The sequence below is a fragment of the Streptomyces araujoniae genome (assembly GCF_050871195.1).
Lineage (GTDB): Bacteria > Actinomycetota > Actinomycetes > Streptomycetales > Streptomycetaceae > Streptomyces > Streptomyces bacillaris.
In genome coordinates this window covers 7,617,341-7,631,956 of the sequence record NZ_CP194070.1, presented here as the reverse complement: position 1 = coordinate 7,631,956, position 14,616 = coordinate 7,617,341, and the positions used below count along the sequence as shown (strand labels likewise).

The window sequence follows — 14,616 nt, the reverse complement described above, 5'->3', positions numbered from 1 at the left end:
GCGCAGTCTCCCGGCAGGAAAACTCACCGGACTCCGGTGAGGCGGACAGGGGCGTCGACAGGGCGTACGGAGGCAAGGACGTACGAAGGTCAGGGGCGGGGCGTGCGGAGGTCAGGGCGTGCGGGCGCGCCGAGGCGACCGTCGTCGGCGTGAGGACATGACGAAGGGTGAGGGGGTGGGGCCGGGCACCGCGGGGAGGGCAGGCCGGTGGGCGGCCGGGCGCGCCGGGGCCGGCCCGTGGGGCGGGCCCCGGCGTGGCGCCCTCAGGGCGCCGGTGCGGGCTCGGTCAGCCGGCGGATTTGCGGCCGTGGGATCTGTGGCCGTGGTGGGGGGCGAGCGACATGACGGCTTTCGGCTGTACGACGAAGGGGCGCATCATCATCATGTCCTCGTGCTCGTAGACGTGGCAGTGGTGCATGAACCGTCCGGGCGGTCCCTCGAAGGTGGCGCCGACGGTGATGAGTTGGGCGGGTGCGAGCGAGATGACGTCCTTGGGTCCCTTCTCCGCCGCGGTGAGGGGGGCGTGGCGGAGGTGGCGGATCGGGGTGGTGGTGCCCATCCCGTAGCCGCCGCCGTCCAGTTCGAAGGCGGTGAAGGAGCTGACGTCGTACACCTCGCGGCTCAGCCCCTGGAAGGCGACCGCGTGGAGGTGCATGGGGTGCGGGAAGGCTCCCGGGGACTTCTCCAGGCTGAGGAACCGCCACCGTTCGGTGGCGCCAGCGGCGACGGTGAAGCGCACCGGGTCGTCGAAGGTGGCGGCGACCCGCCGGAAGGTCCGTACGGTGCCGTGCTCGTCCTCGATCTGGACGATCCCGTCGACGGGCAGCGGCCCCTCGGGGGGATCGGTCTCCTCCATCTCCCAGAGTTCGGGGTCCTTGGGGTAGACGGGCGTGACCACCACGAGCCGTTCGGGGGCGGTGGCCGGGGGTCTGACCGGCTTGAAGGAGGTGGCGAGCTGCTTCGGCGGGACGAAGGAGCCCGGCGCGGCCCGGGAGGCGACGCGGAACTCCATCAGGTCGGGGCGGGCTCCGGGTTCCGGCAGGGCGTTGACCAGGCGCAGCTTCCGGCCGCGCAGAGCGGTGAAGTCCACCAGGAGGTCGGCCCGTTCGCCGGGGGTGAGCGGTACGCCCGCGGTCACCGGGTCGGGACGGGGCAGCAGCCCGCTGTCCGTGCCGATCAACCGGAAGGCGGAGGGCGGCAGTTCGGCACCGGACTCGTCGAGGATCTTGAGGAGGTAGGGCCGGTTGTTCGCGGCGTTGAGGGCCCGGAAGCGGTACCACCCGGCGTCCACGTCCAGGTGCGGCCAGATCACCCCGTTGACCAGGTTGAACGGTCCGGTGAAGGGGCGGACCAGTTCGTAGGGGTCGTTCGCGACGACGATGCCCTTGTAGAGGAGGTCGCCGGTGAAGGCCCCGGCGGCGTCCAGGTCGAGGTTGCGGTCGTAGATCACGAGCGGGATCTCGCGGTCCCCGGAGGGCAGGCGTAACCGCTTCTCCTCCTCGTCCCGGATCAGATAGGCGCCCGCGCCGAGGCCGGTCATCACGTTGAGATGGGTGATGTGCATGGCGTGGTCGTGATACCAGAGTCCGGCGGCCGGCTGGTCGTTGGGGTATTCGGCGAGCTGCGCCGAGCCCGGCAGGACGGCGTTCTCGGCCCAGCCGTCGTTGCCGCCGCCGGTGACGGCGCCGTGCAGGTGCACCACGGTCCAGGGCGGCAGGGCGGCCACGTCGGCGCGGGGCGTCGAGCCTTCGCGTCCGGGCCGGTCCCACATCAGCGGCAGTTCGGGGTCGTAGGCGAACGGGACCCGGACGGCGGGCAGCGGGAAGGCGCCGGAGAGGTCGTTCTCCCAGGCGATACGGAGCCGGCTGCCGCGCCGCGCCTCGATGGTCGGGCCCACGTGGGTACCCTCGTAGGTCCACAGCCGGGTGTGCGGGAGGCTGCGGTGGAGCCGTACGCGGGCCTGCCGCATGGTGACGGTCAGCTCCCCCTTGCGGCCGCTCAGCACCCGGGGAACGGGCAGCGGGTCGAGGAAGGGGGTGAGCGTACGGGCCGCTTCGGCTGCCCGGGCCGCCGACTTCGCGGCCTGTCCGGTGAGCCGGGGGCCTGCCTCGCGCGCCTCGCGGAGGGCGTCGGGAAGGTCGTCGAGGGGGGTGCCGAGTGCGGCGGTCATCAGGTCGGGGCGGGGCGGGGCGGGGGCTGCCACGGCCCGGCCGGCTCCGCCGGGGAGGGCGAGTCCGGTGCCGAGGGCCGCCCCGGTGCTCACCAGTCCGGCTCCGATGAGGAACCCGCGGCGGGCGACCGGGTGCGGCGGCTTCGGGGAAGGGCTCATGTCGGATCGGCCGCCATGCTCTCTATCAGGCTCTTGGGCCGCAGGTCGGTCCAGTTCTGCTCGACGTAGTCGAGGCAGGCCTGGCGGGTGTCTTCCGGGTGCGCCACGGTCCAGCCGGCGGGCACCTCCGCGAAGGCGGGCCACAGGGAGTGCTGGCCCTCGTCGTTGACGAGCACCAGATAGGTGCCGTTCTCGTCCTCGAACGGGTTGGTCATCGATCCTCCTTCAACTTAGGTAAGGCTATCTTTACCAAGCAACGATAGCGACCCTACCCACCTTGTTCTCGGTTGACTCATCGAATCCCACAACTCCCCTGCGTATCAGGAGTATGGATGGCCGAAATCGAGCGCTGCGATCCCGGCCATCCGCTCACGCGGAGCCCGTACCGCGCCGTTTGAACAGCACCCAGGCGAGGTAGACACCGCCCAGCACGGCCGTGGTGACACCGACCGGCAGCAGGTTGTTGCGCTGGGACTCCTCGACCACCCGGATCCAGCCGATCCGCTCGTCGGCCCACACCAAGGCGGTGAAGAACTGGCCGGAAGCGAGGTGCGCGGCCGAGAGCAGTCCCGCCCCCACGGCCCCCGCCGAGAGCAGGCTCACCCCCGGACTGCGGCTGATCATGACGGCGATCTGGGGGGCGGCCAGCGCGATGAACGGGATGGGCCCGGCGCTCGCCACGGCGACCCCGCAGAGCCCGATGCCCAGCACGGTCAGGGCGAGCCGCGAACGGTTCACCCGGACCCCCAGGCCGGTCGCCAGGTCGTCGCCCAGCTCCATCATCCGCAGCCGTCTGCCGAAGAGCAGCACCAGGGGAAGCAGCACGACCAGCGCCACCGCCATGGTCTGCACCGAGCTCCAGCCCCGCCCGTTCAGCGTGCCGACGAGCCAGATGTGCGCGTTCTGGGCGTCGTTGAGCGAGGACCTGGTCAGCAGATAGGAGTTGACCGAGCCGAGCATGGCGGTCACGCCGAGCCCGATGAGAACCAGCCGGATGCCGTGCAGCCCGCCCCGGCTCGCCAGCACGGAGACCACCAGGGCGGTGACCAGTCCCCCGGCGATCGCCCCGGCCGCCACGGAGGCGGCCGCCCCGCCGAACGTCACGATGACCAGGATCGCGCCGGTCGCCGCACCGCTGTTGAAGCCGATGACGTCGGGGCTGGCCAGGGCGTTGCGGGAGACGCTCTGGAAGATCGCACCGCTGATGCCCAGCGCGCAGCCGACCAGGATCGCCAGCAGCGCCTGCGGCAGCCGCTCCTGGTTGACGAAGTGGACGGCGAGCCGGTCACCCGTGCCGTAGAAGAGGGCGCGGGCCACCTCGGAGACCGGCACCGGGTAGGCGCCGACGCAGAGGCTGACCAGCAGGAACACCCCGGCCAGCAGCAGGGCGCCGACGACCACCGCGCCGGTGCGCCGGTGCATCCGGAAGCTGACCCGTCCCGCCCAGAGCCGTACGGGCCGGGCGGTCTCCGTCGTCCGTCCGACCGTCTCCCGGGCGGGCCGGACCCCGGTCGTCGTCACAACGACGCCTCCTTGCGCCGGCAGACCATGGCGATGAAGACCGGCGCGCCGATCACCGCGGTCACGGCGCCGACCTCCAGTTCGTCACCGGGCAGCGCGACCCGGCCGATGATGTCCGAGACGAGCAGCAGGACGGGGGCGAGCAGCATCGAATAGGGCAGCACCCAGCGCAGATCGGGTCCGGTCAGCCAGCGCGCCACCAGCGGAACGACCAGGCCCACGAAGGCGATCGGCCCGGCGGCCGCCGTCGAGGCGCCGCAGAGCAGGGTCACCACGACCACGGCGGCGAGCCGGGTCCGGGCGATGCGCGCGCCGAGCGCGCGGCCCAACTCGTCGCCCAGGGCGAGGGAGTTGAGCGAGCGGGCCAGCAGCAGGGCGATCACCAGACCGACCACGATGAACGGCAGGAGCTGCACGACGAGTTGGGGCTCCCGCCCGGCGAGCGAGCCGACCATCCAGAAGCGCAGGTAGTCGTAGGTGGCCGAGTCGAAGACGGTGAGCCCGGCGATGACCCCGCTCAGGCTCGCGCTCACGGCGGCCCCGGCCAGGGCGAGGCGTACGGGGGTGGGCCCGGCCCTCCCGGAGGCACCGAGGACGTACACGATCACGGTGGTGAGGGCCGCGCCCACGAAGGAGAACCAGACCAGCGAGCCGAAGCCCGCGAGGCCGATGACACCGATGCCGAACACCACGGCGGCGGAGGCCCCCGCGTTGACCCCGAGCAGCCCGGGGTCGGCCAGCGGGTTACGGGTGACGGCCTGCATCACCGCTCCCGCCACACCGAGCGCCGCACCGGTCATCAGCCCGACGAGGGTGCGCGGCAGCCTCAACTGCCGGATCACGTCGGTGGCGTAGGAGCCGTCGTCGTTCCAGATCGCCGTCCAGACCTGGCCGAGCGAGGTGTCCTTGGCGCCGATCCAGGTGCTCAGGGCGACGAGGAAGAGGAGCAGCGCCGCGAGGACGAGCAGTCCGCCGCCGCGCAGGGCGGTGCGGGCGGGGCTTGTCTCCCGTGGTTCACGGGCCGCCCGAGCAGGGCGGCCGAGGATGGACGTACCGGGCACTTCGGTCCCTCACCCACCCGTTCGGAGGCGGCCGGGCGCCGCTAACGCGCCCGGCACACGGCCCCCCGCGCTTGCCCGACGTGGCATGGTCATCACGCCCGTCACAGCCCGAGGTCGCTGAGGCGCGCCTCGTAGCGGATGGTGACGTCCTGCTCGTCGTCGGCCGGGGCGTCCCAGAGGGCCGTCAGCTCGGCGCGCACGGCGTCCGGCAGGGCCTCGTACCGCTCGTTCCAGCTGTCGGCGTTCGGTATCCAGTAGCCGACGACCTTGAACCGGGTGGCGGGCAGCCCCAGCTCCTTGCGGAGGTAACGGCGTACGGTGCGCAGCGCGTTGGTCTCCCCCGCGACCCAGATGTAGCCGCCGGCCATGTCCGTGCCCGCCGGGACGGCGGCCTCGACCAGCTCGGCCAGCCGGCTCGCCCCGTGGCCGTTGCCCCCGTAGGTCCAGGTGACCTTGGTGCCGGGGAGCGGCTGGACGGCCTCGGGGCCGGGCAGTTCGACGACCACGCGGGTGGCGACCGACTCCGGGGTGTTCTCCAGCAGACGGGCCACGGCGGGCAGGCCGGTCTGGTCCGCGATCAGCACCTGCCAGGCGAGGTCGTCCGGCGGGCTGTAGAGGCCGGTCGGGTCGTTGACCCCGAGTACGTCCCCGGGCTGCGCGCCGGCGACCCAGGTCGAGGCGATCCCGGTGTCGTGGAGCACGAAGTCGACGTCGATCTCGTTGGCCTCGGGGCGGGCCGCCCGGACCGTGTACGTACGCATCGGGGCGACGGGCGCGCCCTCGGGGGTCTCCCAGCCCTTCTCCGTGGTCAGGGGCAGGGAGACGTCCCCGCGGTCCGGGCCGTGCGGGAAGAAGAGGCGGATGTACTCGTCTCCGACCCCGGTGGACTCGAAGCCGGCCAGCCCTTCGCCGTGCAGCGTGACGCGGGTCATCGTCGGGGTGAGCGGCTGGACTCGGGCGACGACGGCTCGATGGATCGTCATGGGCGTGGCCCCTTCGTACGGAGTTCCGGGATCGACTTAGGTCAGCCTAACCTTCCATGAGGGGTTGTTCGATACCACCTGGCTCCCCCTCCTCGGGTGCGGACGCCCGCCCGGGTCCGGTATCAGCGGATGCGCGGCAGTTGCCCGCCGGACGGCACGTCCGCCGCCCGGGTTCCGCCGATGCCCGTGGTGGCCACGACCGGGAGGGCGATTACGGGATGGCGCCGTTGTCCCGGTGGACCCGTGCCGTCCCTTCCGTGCGCGGGCCGTGCGCGGGCGGACATGCCGACGGCCCCCGCCCGCGTGTGCGGGCGGGGGCCGTGGTTCCGGGCGTCAGGCCCCGGTGAGCACCGCGTCGATCTCCCGGAGGAAGTCCTCCAGGTCGTCGGGGGTGCGCGAGGTGATGAGCGGTCGGCCGCCCTCGTCGTCGCGGACCACCGGCTTGTCGACCCAGGTGCCGCCCGCGTTGGTGATGTCGGTCTTCAGGGAGGCGTACGAGGTCAGGGTCCTGCCCCGGACGTAGCCGCCCTCGACCAGCGCCCACGGGCCGTGGCAGATCGCCGCGATCGGCCGGCCGGAGGCCGCGAACGAGCTGACGATCCGGGTGGTGGCGTCCTGCAGGCGCAGGGTGTCGGCGTTGAGCGTGCCGCCCGGGATCAGCAGGAGGTCGTACGCGGCGGGGTCGACGTCCGCCAGGGTGAGGTCGGGCCGCACGGTGTCGCCGGGTTCGCGGTCGCCCACGAGGGTGCGGATCTCCTCGTCGGAGACCGCCGCCACGTCGACCCGGGCCCCGTGGTCGCGCAGGTGCTTCACGGGGACGACGAGTTCGTCCTGCTCGACCCCGTAGTTGGTGACGATCGCCAGGATCCGGCGGTCGCCGAGATCGGTGGTGGCCATGTGCTGCTCCTTTCCTCGAAGGTCGTGCGGTCGTGTCCGTACGGTGCGGCTTTCCGCTCAGCCGCCCGTGATCCGGACGCACTCCGCGACGGTCTCGCGGAGGCTGCCGGTCCGCTCCAGCAGTTCGCGCTGGACCCGGGCCCCGTTGCCGCGCCGCTCCAGGGCGGTGAGCGCCTTCTGCGCGGCCTTGAGGTCGCCGCTGTCCTCCAGGGCGTCCCGCACGTGCGCCAGCAGCGCCCGGAGTACGTCGGCGGCCGGCTCGGGCCGCAGGGTGCGGGGGTGGATGAGCCGGTCGTCGATGCCTGAGCGGGCCGCCTGCCAGGACGCCACCCGCACCAGGGCCACCTCGGTGTCCTGGGGCGGCTCCCCGGCCCGCCACTCCCGCGCGGCCGTCTCCACCAGTGCCCGGGTCAGCGTGGCGAGGAGCACGGTGTCCGCCGGGTCCAGGCAGACATCCGCGATCCTGACCTCCACTGTGGGGTAGCTGTGCGAGAGGCGCGCGTCGAAGTAGACCATCCCCTCGTCCTTGAGGACCCCGGTGGAGACGAGGGCGGCGACCTGCTGGTGGTAGCGCTCGGCGGAGCCGTGGAGTTCCACGGGCCCGGCCGAGGGCCACCGGCCCCACACCCGGCTGCGGTAGCTGGCGTACCGGGTGTCCTGTCCCTGCCAGAAGGGAGAGTTGCCGCTCAGGGCGAGCAGGACCGGCAGCCAGCCGCGGATCCGGTCGAGGATCGCGACACCTTCCTCGTCCGACTCCACGGAGACATGCACGTGGCAGCCGCAGGTCAGCTGCTCCTGGGCGGTCAGCCCGTAACGCTCGGCCAGCCAGCGGTACCGCTCCCCCGTGCCGATCGTGGGGCTGACCGGCAGCGGCGAGGTGGCCAGGGCCGCGACCGAGGCGCCCACGTCGGCGGCGTGGCGGCTCGCCTCGGCGCGCCACCGGTGCACCGCCTCGGCGATCTCGGCCATGTCCCGGCAGGGGTGCGTGGCGAACTCCAGCTGCTGGCGGTGCAGCTCCGACTCGAACGCCGAGTCGCCCTCCGCGCCCTGCTCGGCTCGGGCCAGCACGGCGGTGGAGAGGGCCCGCGCCTCCCCGCTCTCCGGGTCCACCAGCAGCAGCTCTTCCTCGACGCCCACGGTCCGCACCACTGCGTCCACCCCTTCGCTGTTCATCCTTCGGCCGCCGGTCGGTCAGGCCGTGAGGATGGAGTCGTCCTCGGGCCGGGCCCCGGGCAGCCGGTGCCGGGCGGCCACCAGGGCGCTGTCGACGTCGCCCGTGCCGGTCGAGACGCACAGGGTGTAGGCGACGTCGTCCATGCGCTGCCGCGCCTCGGTGCTGCCGCTCTGCGCGTGCAGCAGGCTCAGGGCCTCGTACTGCTCGACGAGGTTGCGCAGCACGGTGGGGTGGGCCATCAGCATGCGGGGGTCCTTCCGGGTGGTTCGTCGGGTGAACGTCCTGTGCCCGGTACGGGTGCTCGGGCACAGCCCCAGTACCCCCGCCGGTCCGGGCCACACCTGGGTGAATCGTTCCCTCGGTAAGGGGTACCCAGCAGGACGGACCCAACCTCCCGGACGTTCCGGGGCACCACGGAAGGACGCTCCCATGACCGACCGCAGGCCGGAAGGCATCGCCTACAGCGGGGCTCACCCCAGTCCGCCCCCTGTCGGGGCGGATCTGCCGGACCAGCAGGCCAAGGAGGGCGAGGACCCTCTCGACATACCGGTGCCGGAGCGGGTCGCCCGCGAGAGCGGTGACGGCCCCGATCCGGACGAGGCGGGCTCGGGCCGGGGGGAGCCGCGCAACGCCGGGGCGCACCCGGAGGAGCATCCGACCCCGGACGAGTCCACGGGGTAGCCGCCCGCCCGGGGCCGGGCCTTCCCGCGCCCGGCCCCGGAAACGCCCTTGGGCCCCCGGGACGCGGTGCGTCCCGGGGGCCCAAGGGGTGGTTCGCCCCGGATCAGGCGGTGGTGATGTTCTCCGCCTGCGGGCCCTTCTGGCCCTGGGTGATGTCGAAGGTCACCGCCTGGCCTTCCTGGAGCTCACGGAAGCCGGTGGAGTTGATGTTGGAGTAGTGCGCGAAGACGTCGGGGCCGCCGCCGTCCTGCGCGATGAAGCCGAAGCCCTTTTCCGAGTTGAACCACTTGACGGTTCCGCTGGCCATGCCTGTACCTCTCAGCAGTAAACGGATCCGCACCGCGCGGACCCGGAGGTGATCGCCCTGGTTCTCAGGCACTGCACAGCAAAACGCCCGCGCCAGGCGCGGGCAGGTACTGCGAACCACGACATCTGTCGGCGACGCTACACGGCGGGATCACTCCTCACCAGAGAGCAACGCCATTTTGGCGTGGATCTTCCCCCTCACGGTTGGCTCGAACTGTACGCACACCGTGCGATCAGGGCATTCGGCCGCGCGGGACGGGCGGGCCCGCCTCGGCTACTGGATGAACCGCGGCAGCCATCGCGCCTGGTAGTCCGGGTGCGCGGCGTACTCGGCGGCCAGCTGGCGAACGGCGAAGCCCAGTCCCACCGCACGGCCGGAGCGGAAGTCCTGCGCCGGGCGGTCGGTGTCCAGCTCGGCCACCTCCACGTACTCCCCCACCAGCACCCGGTGCGTCTCGATCCGCTCCAGGGTGCGCGCCGGGTCCTGGAGCGCGATGTGGCGGTCGAAGCCGCGGTCCCGCACCGTGAACGCGACGCCGCCCTTGCGGTCGTGGACCTCGCCGGGCACATCCGCCGGGCACCGCCATCGGTCCCCGCCGGCAGCCAGGGCGACCTGTTCCTCATCGGCGAGACGCGCCAGGACGAAGGCCACCATGTCTGTGTTGCCGGCCATTGGATGCTGCTCCCTCGTGTCCATGGATCACTGCGGTGATACGGGGAGCATTGTGGTGGACCGGAGCGGCGCGATCCACCAGGGCAGGCGGGCGGTCAGCCCGTGCTCTCCCCGTTCCCCCCGGCGGCCAGGTCGGCGAGGACCTTGTGGAGGGGTTCGGTGAGTCGGCGGCGGTACTCCTGCACGGCCCAGCCGTTGCCGTCGGGGTCGGTGAAGTACAGGAACGTGGCCCCGTCCTCGGGGGCGTACCGCTGGGGCTCGGAGACCTCGACCCCGCGGGCGACCAGCTCCGCGTGGGCGGCGTCGATGTCGGTGACGCAGAGCTGGAGCCCGTGGTACGTGCCCGGCTGCGGGTCTCCCGTGGGGTTGGGTACGCCGTCGGTGAGGGCGATCGAGCACCCCGAGCCGGGCGGGGTGAGCTGGACGACGCGGGCGCCCGGCATCACCTCGCCGTCGATGTCGACGTGGAAGCCGAGCCGGTCGCGGTAGAAGTCGCGGGCCCGGTCCAGGTCGGTCACGGGAAGCACGATCACTTCGAGGGTCCAGTCCATGGCTGCGGAGCCTTTCACTGTTCCGGGGGCGGGCGTGGGGTGTCGTCGGCCGCCTCGCGGACGGCCGGTTCCGGTTCCGTACCGTCCGGCGCGAGCGCTCCGGGGACGGTCTCCCCGGGGGTGGCGCCGCCCTGGAGCCTGGCCAGGTCGGACGCGCGCACCTGGATGACCAGCAGGGCGACCAGGGCGGCGAAGACGGCGAAGCAGGCCGCGACGACGAAGGCGCTGGAGACACCGGCGGCCAGGACCTCGTTGCCCCAGGGCGGTGGCAGCTCGCCGGTCCTGCGGAACTCCAGCAGCTGGGCCGGGGTGGCCTGCTCCAGGAAGCGCGGCACCTGGTCGGTGGCCTCGTGGCGGCTGGCCGTACCGAACATCGTCACCAGGATGGAGAGTCCGAGGGAGCCGCCGACCTGCTGGGTGGCGTTGAGGACGCCGGAGGCCGCGCCCGCTTCCCTCGGGGCGACGCCGGAGACCGCCATGAGGGTCAGGGAGACGAACTGCATGCCCATCCCGAGGCCGAAGACGAGCATCGGGCCGAGGATGGAGCCGAGGTACGTGCTGTGGACATCGGTCATCGTGAGCCAGCCGAGCCCGATGGCGGCCAGCAGCGCGCCGGTCACCATGAAGGGTTTCGGCCCCCACCGGGGCAGCAACTGGGAGGCGAGCCCCGCGCCGACGGCGATGATGACGCTGACCGGCAGGAAGGCGAGCCCGGCCCGCAGCGGGCTGAACTCCAGCACGTTCTGGACGAACAGGGTCAGGAAGAAGAACATCCCGAACATGGCGGCGGCCAGGCTGAGCATCATCGCGTAGGTTCCGGCGCGGTTGCGGTCGCGGAACATCCACAGCGGGGTGATGGGCTGCCGGGAGCGGCTCTCGATGAAGAGGAAGAGCGCCAGGAGCACGACGGCGGCGGCGAAGGCGCCGAGGGTGAGCGCGTCGCTCCAGCCGTCCTCGGAGGCGCGGATGAAGCCGTAGACCAGCAGCACCATGCCGGCGGTGGAGGTCAGGGCGCCGACGATGTCGAAGTGGCCCGGGTGGCGCTCGGACTCGCGGATGTAGCGGGGCGTCGCGAACGCGATGAGCAGGCCGATGGGGACGTTGACGAAGAGGACCCACCGCCAGTCGAGCCATTCGACGAGCATCCCGCCCGCCAGCAGCCCGATCGCGCTGCCGCCCGCCGAGACGGCGGCGAACACCCCGAAGGCCCTGTTCCGTTCGGGTCCCTCGCGGAAGGTCGTGGTGATCAGCGACAGGGCGGTCGGTGAGGCGATGGCCCCGCCGACGCCCTGGAGCGAGCGGGCGGCCAGCAGTTGCCAGGACTCCTGGGAGAGCCCGCCGAGCAGCGAGGCGAGGACGAAGAGCAGCACACCGAAGACGAAGACGCGGCGGCGGCCGAGGATGTCACCGAGCCGCCCGCCGAGCAGCAGGAGTCCGCCGAACGTCAGGGTGTAGGCGTTGACGACCCAGGAGAGGTTCTCGGTGGAGAAGCCCAGGGACCGCTGCATGTGCGGGAGGGCGATGTTGACGATGGTGATGTCGAGCACCACCATCAGCTGGCACGAGGCGATGACCAGGAGTGCCATGCCGCTGCCGCGGGACCGCCGGCCGGACGGGGCGGTGGGCGCGGGTGTCGCGTGGGAGCCCGTCATGAGTGGGTTCGTCTCTCGTTCCGAGGGTGACGAGGATGACGCGCCCCCGCAGGGGCGGTCGGCTGCCCCGCAGGCCCGGTGAGCGCGGGGCGTTCACCCGATCGACGTTATGACGGAACCCGTGACCCCGCCATTCGATCACCCGGGAGGGGGCTTCCCTACTGGAGGGCGCGCACCGCCGCGCGGAAGAGGGCGGGCGCGCGGTGGGCGGCGCCGACGATCAGGGGGCGGGCGGCGGGGTGGCCCGCCGCGCCCAGGAGCGCGTGGGTGAGCAGCCGGTAGCGGCGTGTCGCCCGGCGCCACCGGGCCGGGTACTCCTCGGGGCGGCCGGCGGCCAGGCAGCCGACGGCCGCCGACGCCGTGGCGACGGCCAGGGCGATGCCCTCCCCGGTGAGCGCGTCGGTGTAGCCGGCCGCGTCCCCGACCAGCAGGACCCGCCCGGCCCGGGGTGCGCGCGCCCGCTGCCGCAGCGGCCCGGCCCCGCGTACGGGGGTGGTCCCGGGTCCGGTCAGCCGGGCGGCGAGGGCCGGGAAGGCGGCCAGGTGGTCGGCGTAGGGGCGCCGGTCGCGGCTGAGGACGGCCACACCCACCAGGTGCTCGTCGACGGGGGTCACGTACGCCTCGGCGTGCGGGGACCAGTGCACCTCGACCAGGTCGCTCCAGGGGGCGGTGCGGTAGTGGCGGCGCAGCCCGTAGCGGCCGGGCCCGGGGACGGGGTGGTCCAGGCCGAGAGCGCGGCGCAGCGGGGAGTGGAGCCCGTCGGCGGCGATGAGCCAGCGGGCGGTGAGCCCGTCGGCGGTGACGGTGTGCCCGTTCTGGCGCACCTCCCGGACCTTGCCCTCAGCGATGCGTACGCCGAGCGCTTCGGCCCGCTCGTGGAGGGCGGTGTGCAGGGCGGTGCGGCGGACGCCGAGCCCGTACGCACCCCGGAAGGGTGCCTGGGCGGTGCGCAGCCCGTCGGTGTAACGGATGCCGCGCAGGGGGTGTCCGGCCGGGTGGACGCCGAGGGCGTGCAGGGCGGCGAGGCCGCCGGGCATGATGCCCTCGCCGCAGGCCTTGTCGACGGGTGCGGGCCGGGGTTCGACCACCACCGCCTCCAGGCCCGCCTCGGCGGCGCGGATGGCGGCGGCCAGTCCGGCCGGGCCGCCGCCCGCGATCAGGATGTCGATCACGCCCGCGCCACCGCCACCGGGAGGCGGGCCATCGCCTCGTCCTCGCACCGGACGCGGACGGCCATCAGGGCGGCGTTGAGCACGGTGAAGGCGACGGCGGTGATCCAGGCCCCGTGGACGAGAGGCAGCGCGATCCCTTCGGCTGCTACGGCCACGTAGTTGGGGTGGCGCAGCCATCGGTAGGGGCCTTCGGTGACCGGGGGCAGGCCGGGGACGACGATGACGCGGGTGTTCCAGCGGGGGCCGAGCGTGGTGACGCACCACCAGCGCAGCAGCTGTGCCGCGACGGTGACGGCGACCATGGTCCAGCCGAGGGCGGGCAGGAAGGGGCGGCCGGTGAGGTGGACCTCGGCCAGGCAGCCGGCCAGCAGGGCGGTGTGCAGGGCCACCATCGCCGGGTAGTGGCCGCTCCCCGCCTCCGTACCGCCGCGGGCCAGGCTCCAGCGGGTGTTGCGGCGGGCGACGACGAGTTCGGCGAGGCGCTCGACGGCGACGGCGAGGACCAGGGCGGTGTACCAGATCACGGTCCGTTCCTTCCTACCAGCGCAGCAGCACCAGTTCGCAGCAGAAGCCGGGGCCCATGGCCAGCAGGAGGCCGGGGGTGCCGGGTTCGGGGCGGCGGTGTTCGAGGGTGTCCCGCAGGACGTGCAGGACCGAGGCGGAGGAGAGGTTGCCGACGTCGGCCAGCGACCGCCAGGTGACGTCGAGCGCCCCGTCGGGCAGGTCGAGCACCTCGGTGACGGTCTCCAGGACCTTGGGGCCGCCGGGGTGGCAGACCCAGCGGGCGATGTCCTTCGGTTTGAGACCGTGCTCGTCGAGGAACTCCCGTACGTCGTCGGCCAGATACTGCCGTACGACGTCGGGCACGCCGGGGTCGAGGACCACGCCGAAGCCGGTGGAGCCGATGTCCCAGCCCATCACGTGCTCGGTCTCCGGGTACATCCGGCTGCGGGTGGCCACGATCTCGGGTCCGGCGACGGCCCGGCGGCCGCCGAGGGCGACGACCGCCGCCGCCCCGTCGCCGAAGAGGGCGGTGGCCACCAGGTTGGCGGGGGTGGTGTCGTGGCGCTGGAAGGTGAGGGAGCACAGCTCGACGGAGAGCAGGACGGCCACGTCGTCCGGGTGGCCGAGGAGATGGTCGTGGATCCGGGCCACCCCGGCCGCCCCGGCGACACAGCCGAGGCCGAAGACGGGCAGCCGTTTCACGTCGGAACGCAGGCCGAGGCGGTTCACCAGCCGGGCGTCGACGGAGGGCGCGGCGATGCCGGTGACCGAGGTGAACATCAGCAGGTCCACATCGGTGGGCCGCAGTCCCGCCGCGCGCAGGGCGCCGCGCAGGGCCTGGCCGCCGAGGTCGACGGCCGAGCGGATGAACACGTCGTTGGCGGCGCCGAACCCGTCCAGGCCCGCGTAGGCGTCGAGCGGCAGCACGGTGTGCCGGGTGCGGACGCGGGCGTTGCGGTGGAGCCGGTCCAGGACGCGGCGGTCGGCGCCGGGCGGCAGACAGGTGCGGGCCACCATGTCGGTGACCTCGCGCTGGGTGTGGCGGTGGGGCGGCAGGGCCCCGTGGACCGCGGCGATCCGGGTCATTGCGGCTCCTGCGTCGGGGATGTCAT

The 14,616-nt window shown here is 73.0% G+C and carries 16 protein-coding genes; 1 reads left to right on the top strand and 15 read right to left on the bottom strand.

The window, feature by feature from the left end:
* Positions 1-286: 286 nt before the first annotated feature.
* From ACQ9ZG_RS32240 to ACQ9ZG_RS32205, 8 genes are all read right to left on the bottom strand, one after another.
* Entirely contained in the window at positions 287-2,329 is a 2,043-nt protein-coding gene (locus tag ACQ9ZG_RS32240; RefSeq protein ID WP_499281519.1) for a multicopper oxidase family protein, read from the bottom strand.
* The gene (locus tag ACQ9ZG_RS32235; RefSeq protein WP_018487653.1) at positions 2,326-2,544 is read right to left on the bottom strand and encodes an MbtH family protein; all 219 of its coding nucleotides are present in this window, start codon (positions 2,542-2,544) and stop codon (positions 2,326-2,328) included. The genes ACQ9ZG_RS32240 and ACQ9ZG_RS32235 overlap by 4 nt, the downstream gene beginning before the upstream one ends.
* Positions 2,545-2,698: 154 nt before the next feature.
* Positions 2,699-3,850 carry a FecCD family ABC transporter permease gene (locus tag ACQ9ZG_RS32230; protein ID WP_109916158.1) on the bottom strand — a complete coding sequence of 384 codons (1,152 nt, stop codon included), beginning with the start codon at positions 3,848-3,850 and terminating at the stop codon, positions 2,699-2,701.
* Positions 3,847-4,911, bottom strand: coding sequence for a FecCD family ABC transporter permease (locus tag ACQ9ZG_RS32225; RefSeq protein ID WP_109916159.1), 1,065 nt, complete (start codon positions 4,909-4,911; stop codon positions 3,847-3,849). Before ACQ9ZG_RS32225 ends, ACQ9ZG_RS32230 begins: the two co-directional genes overlap by 4 nt.
* A 101-nt stretch (positions 4,912-5,012) precedes the next feature.
* Complete coding sequence (locus tag ACQ9ZG_RS32220) at positions 5,013-5,894, bottom strand: siderophore-interacting protein (protein WP_109916160.1); 882 nt, start codon at positions 5,892-5,894, stop codon at positions 5,013-5,015.
* Positions 5,895-6,227: 333 nt separating this feature from the next.
* The gene (locus ACQ9ZG_RS32215) at positions 6,228-6,791 is read right to left on the bottom strand and encodes a type 1 glutamine amidotransferase domain-containing protein (RefSeq protein WP_028417857.1); all 564 of its coding nucleotides are present in this window, start codon (positions 6,789-6,791) and stop codon (positions 6,228-6,230) included.
* A gap of 57 nt (positions 6,792-6,848) precedes the next feature.
* Complete coding sequence (locus ACQ9ZG_RS32210; RefSeq protein WP_499281657.1) at positions 6,849-7,940, bottom strand: glutamate--cysteine ligase 2; 1,092 nt, start codon at positions 7,938-7,940, stop codon at positions 6,849-6,851.
* Between the two features lie 42 nt (positions 7,941-7,982).
* Positions 7,983-8,210: a DUF5133 domain-containing protein gene (locus ACQ9ZG_RS32205; protein WP_018487647.1), complete on the bottom strand. Its 228-nt coding sequence runs from the start codon at positions 8,208-8,210 to the stop codon at positions 7,983-7,985.
* 184 nt (positions 8,211-8,394) lie between these two features.
* Here ACQ9ZG_RS32205 and ACQ9ZG_RS32200 point away from each other — a divergent pair, with 184 nt between their 5' ends.
* Positions 8,395-8,646: a hypothetical protein gene (locus ACQ9ZG_RS32200; protein WP_018487646.1), complete on the top strand. Its 252-nt coding sequence runs from the start codon at positions 8,395-8,397 to the stop codon at positions 8,644-8,646.
* Between the two features lie 103 nt (positions 8,647-8,749).
* Here ACQ9ZG_RS32200 and ACQ9ZG_RS32195 read toward each other — a convergent pair whose 3' ends face one another.
* The 7 genes from ACQ9ZG_RS32195 to ACQ9ZG_RS32165 form a co-directional block, all read right to left on the bottom strand.
* Positions 8,750-8,953 carry a cold-shock protein gene (locus ACQ9ZG_RS32195; protein ID WP_003964323.1) on the bottom strand — a complete coding sequence of 68 codons (204 nt, stop codon included), beginning with the start codon at positions 8,951-8,953 and terminating at the stop codon, positions 8,750-8,752.
* Positions 8,954-9,226: 273 nt separating this feature from the next.
* The gene (locus ACQ9ZG_RS32190) at positions 9,227-9,625 is read right to left on the bottom strand and encodes a DUF6221 family protein (RefSeq protein WP_028417860.1); all 399 of its coding nucleotides are present in this window, start codon (positions 9,623-9,625) and stop codon (positions 9,227-9,229) included.
* A gap of 95 nt (positions 9,626-9,720) precedes the next feature.
* Complete coding sequence (locus ACQ9ZG_RS32185) at positions 9,721-10,176, bottom strand: VOC family protein (RefSeq protein WP_109917244.1); 456 nt, start codon at positions 10,174-10,176, stop codon at positions 9,721-9,723.
* A gap of 14 nt (positions 10,177-10,190) precedes the next feature.
* Entirely contained in the window at positions 10,191-11,828 is a 1,638-nt protein-coding gene (locus ACQ9ZG_RS32180; RefSeq protein WP_028417862.1) for an MFS transporter, read from the bottom strand.
* A 158-nt stretch (positions 11,829-11,986) separates the two neighbouring features.
* Positions 11,987-13,000, bottom strand: a complete 1,014-nt coding sequence (locus ACQ9ZG_RS32175; protein WP_499281518.1) for an NAD(P)/FAD-dependent oxidoreductase — start codon at positions 12,998-13,000, stop codon at positions 11,987-11,989.
* The gene (locus ACQ9ZG_RS32170) at positions 12,997-13,524 is read right to left on the bottom strand and encodes an isoprenylcysteine carboxyl methyltransferase family protein (protein WP_109914204.1); all 528 of its coding nucleotides are present in this window, start codon (positions 13,522-13,524) and stop codon (positions 12,997-12,999) included. The genes ACQ9ZG_RS32175 and ACQ9ZG_RS32170 overlap by 4 nt, the downstream gene beginning before the upstream one ends.
* A gap of 13 nt (positions 13,525-13,537) precedes the next feature.
* Positions 13,538-14,590, bottom strand: coding sequence for a type III polyketide synthase (locus ACQ9ZG_RS32165; protein ID WP_109914203.1), 1,053 nt, complete (start codon positions 14,588-14,590; stop codon positions 13,538-13,540).
* Positions 14,591-14,616 lie beyond the last annotated feature (26 nt).

What these genes read in the sequence shown, in the direction of transcription:
- ACQ9ZG_RS32220 (WP_109916160.1), bottom strand. Translation starts at nt 5,894, where the DNA reads ATGACGATCCATCGAGCCGTCGTCGCCCGAGTCCAGCCGCTCACCCCG.
- ACQ9ZG_RS32200 (WP_018487646.1), top strand. Translation starts at nt 8,395, where the DNA reads ATGACCGACCGCAGGCCGGAAGGCATCGCCTACAGCGGGGCTCACCCC.
- ACQ9ZG_RS32180 (WP_028417862.1), bottom strand. Translation starts at nt 11,828, where the DNA reads ATGACGGGCTCCCACGCGACACCCGCGCCCACCGCCCCGTCCGGCCGG.
- ACQ9ZG_RS32240 (WP_499281519.1), bottom strand. Translation starts at nt 2,329, where the DNA reads ATGAGCCCTTCCCCGAAGCCGCCGCACCCGGTCGCCCGCCGCGGGTTC.
- ACQ9ZG_RS32215 (WP_028417857.1), bottom strand. Translation starts at nt 6,791, where the DNA reads ATGGCCACCACCGATCTCGGCGACCGCCGGATCCTGGCGATCGTCACC.
- ACQ9ZG_RS32185 (WP_109917244.1), bottom strand. Translation starts at nt 10,176, where the DNA reads ATGGACTGGACCCTCGAAGTGATCGTGCTTCCCGTGACCGACCTGGAC.
- ACQ9ZG_RS32165 (WP_109914203.1), bottom strand. Translation starts at nt 14,590, where the DNA reads ATGACCCGGATCGCCGCGGTCCACGGGGCCCTGCCGCCCCACCGCCAC.
- ACQ9ZG_RS32190 (WP_028417860.1), bottom strand. Translation starts at nt 9,625, where the DNA reads ATGGCCGGCAACACAGACATGGTGGCCTTCGTCCTGGCGCGTCTCGCC.
- ACQ9ZG_RS32205 (WP_018487647.1), bottom strand. Translation starts at nt 8,210, where the DNA reads ATGCTGATGGCCCACCCCACCGTGCTGCGCAACCTCGTCGAGCAGTAC.
- ACQ9ZG_RS32195 (WP_003964323.1), bottom strand. Translation starts at nt 8,953, where the DNA reads ATGGCCAGCGGAACCGTCAAGTGGTTCAACTCGGAAAAGGGCTTCGGC.
- ACQ9ZG_RS32235 (WP_018487653.1), bottom strand. Translation starts at nt 2,544, where the DNA reads ATGACCAACCCGTTCGAGGACGAGAACGGCACCTATCTGGTGCTCGTC.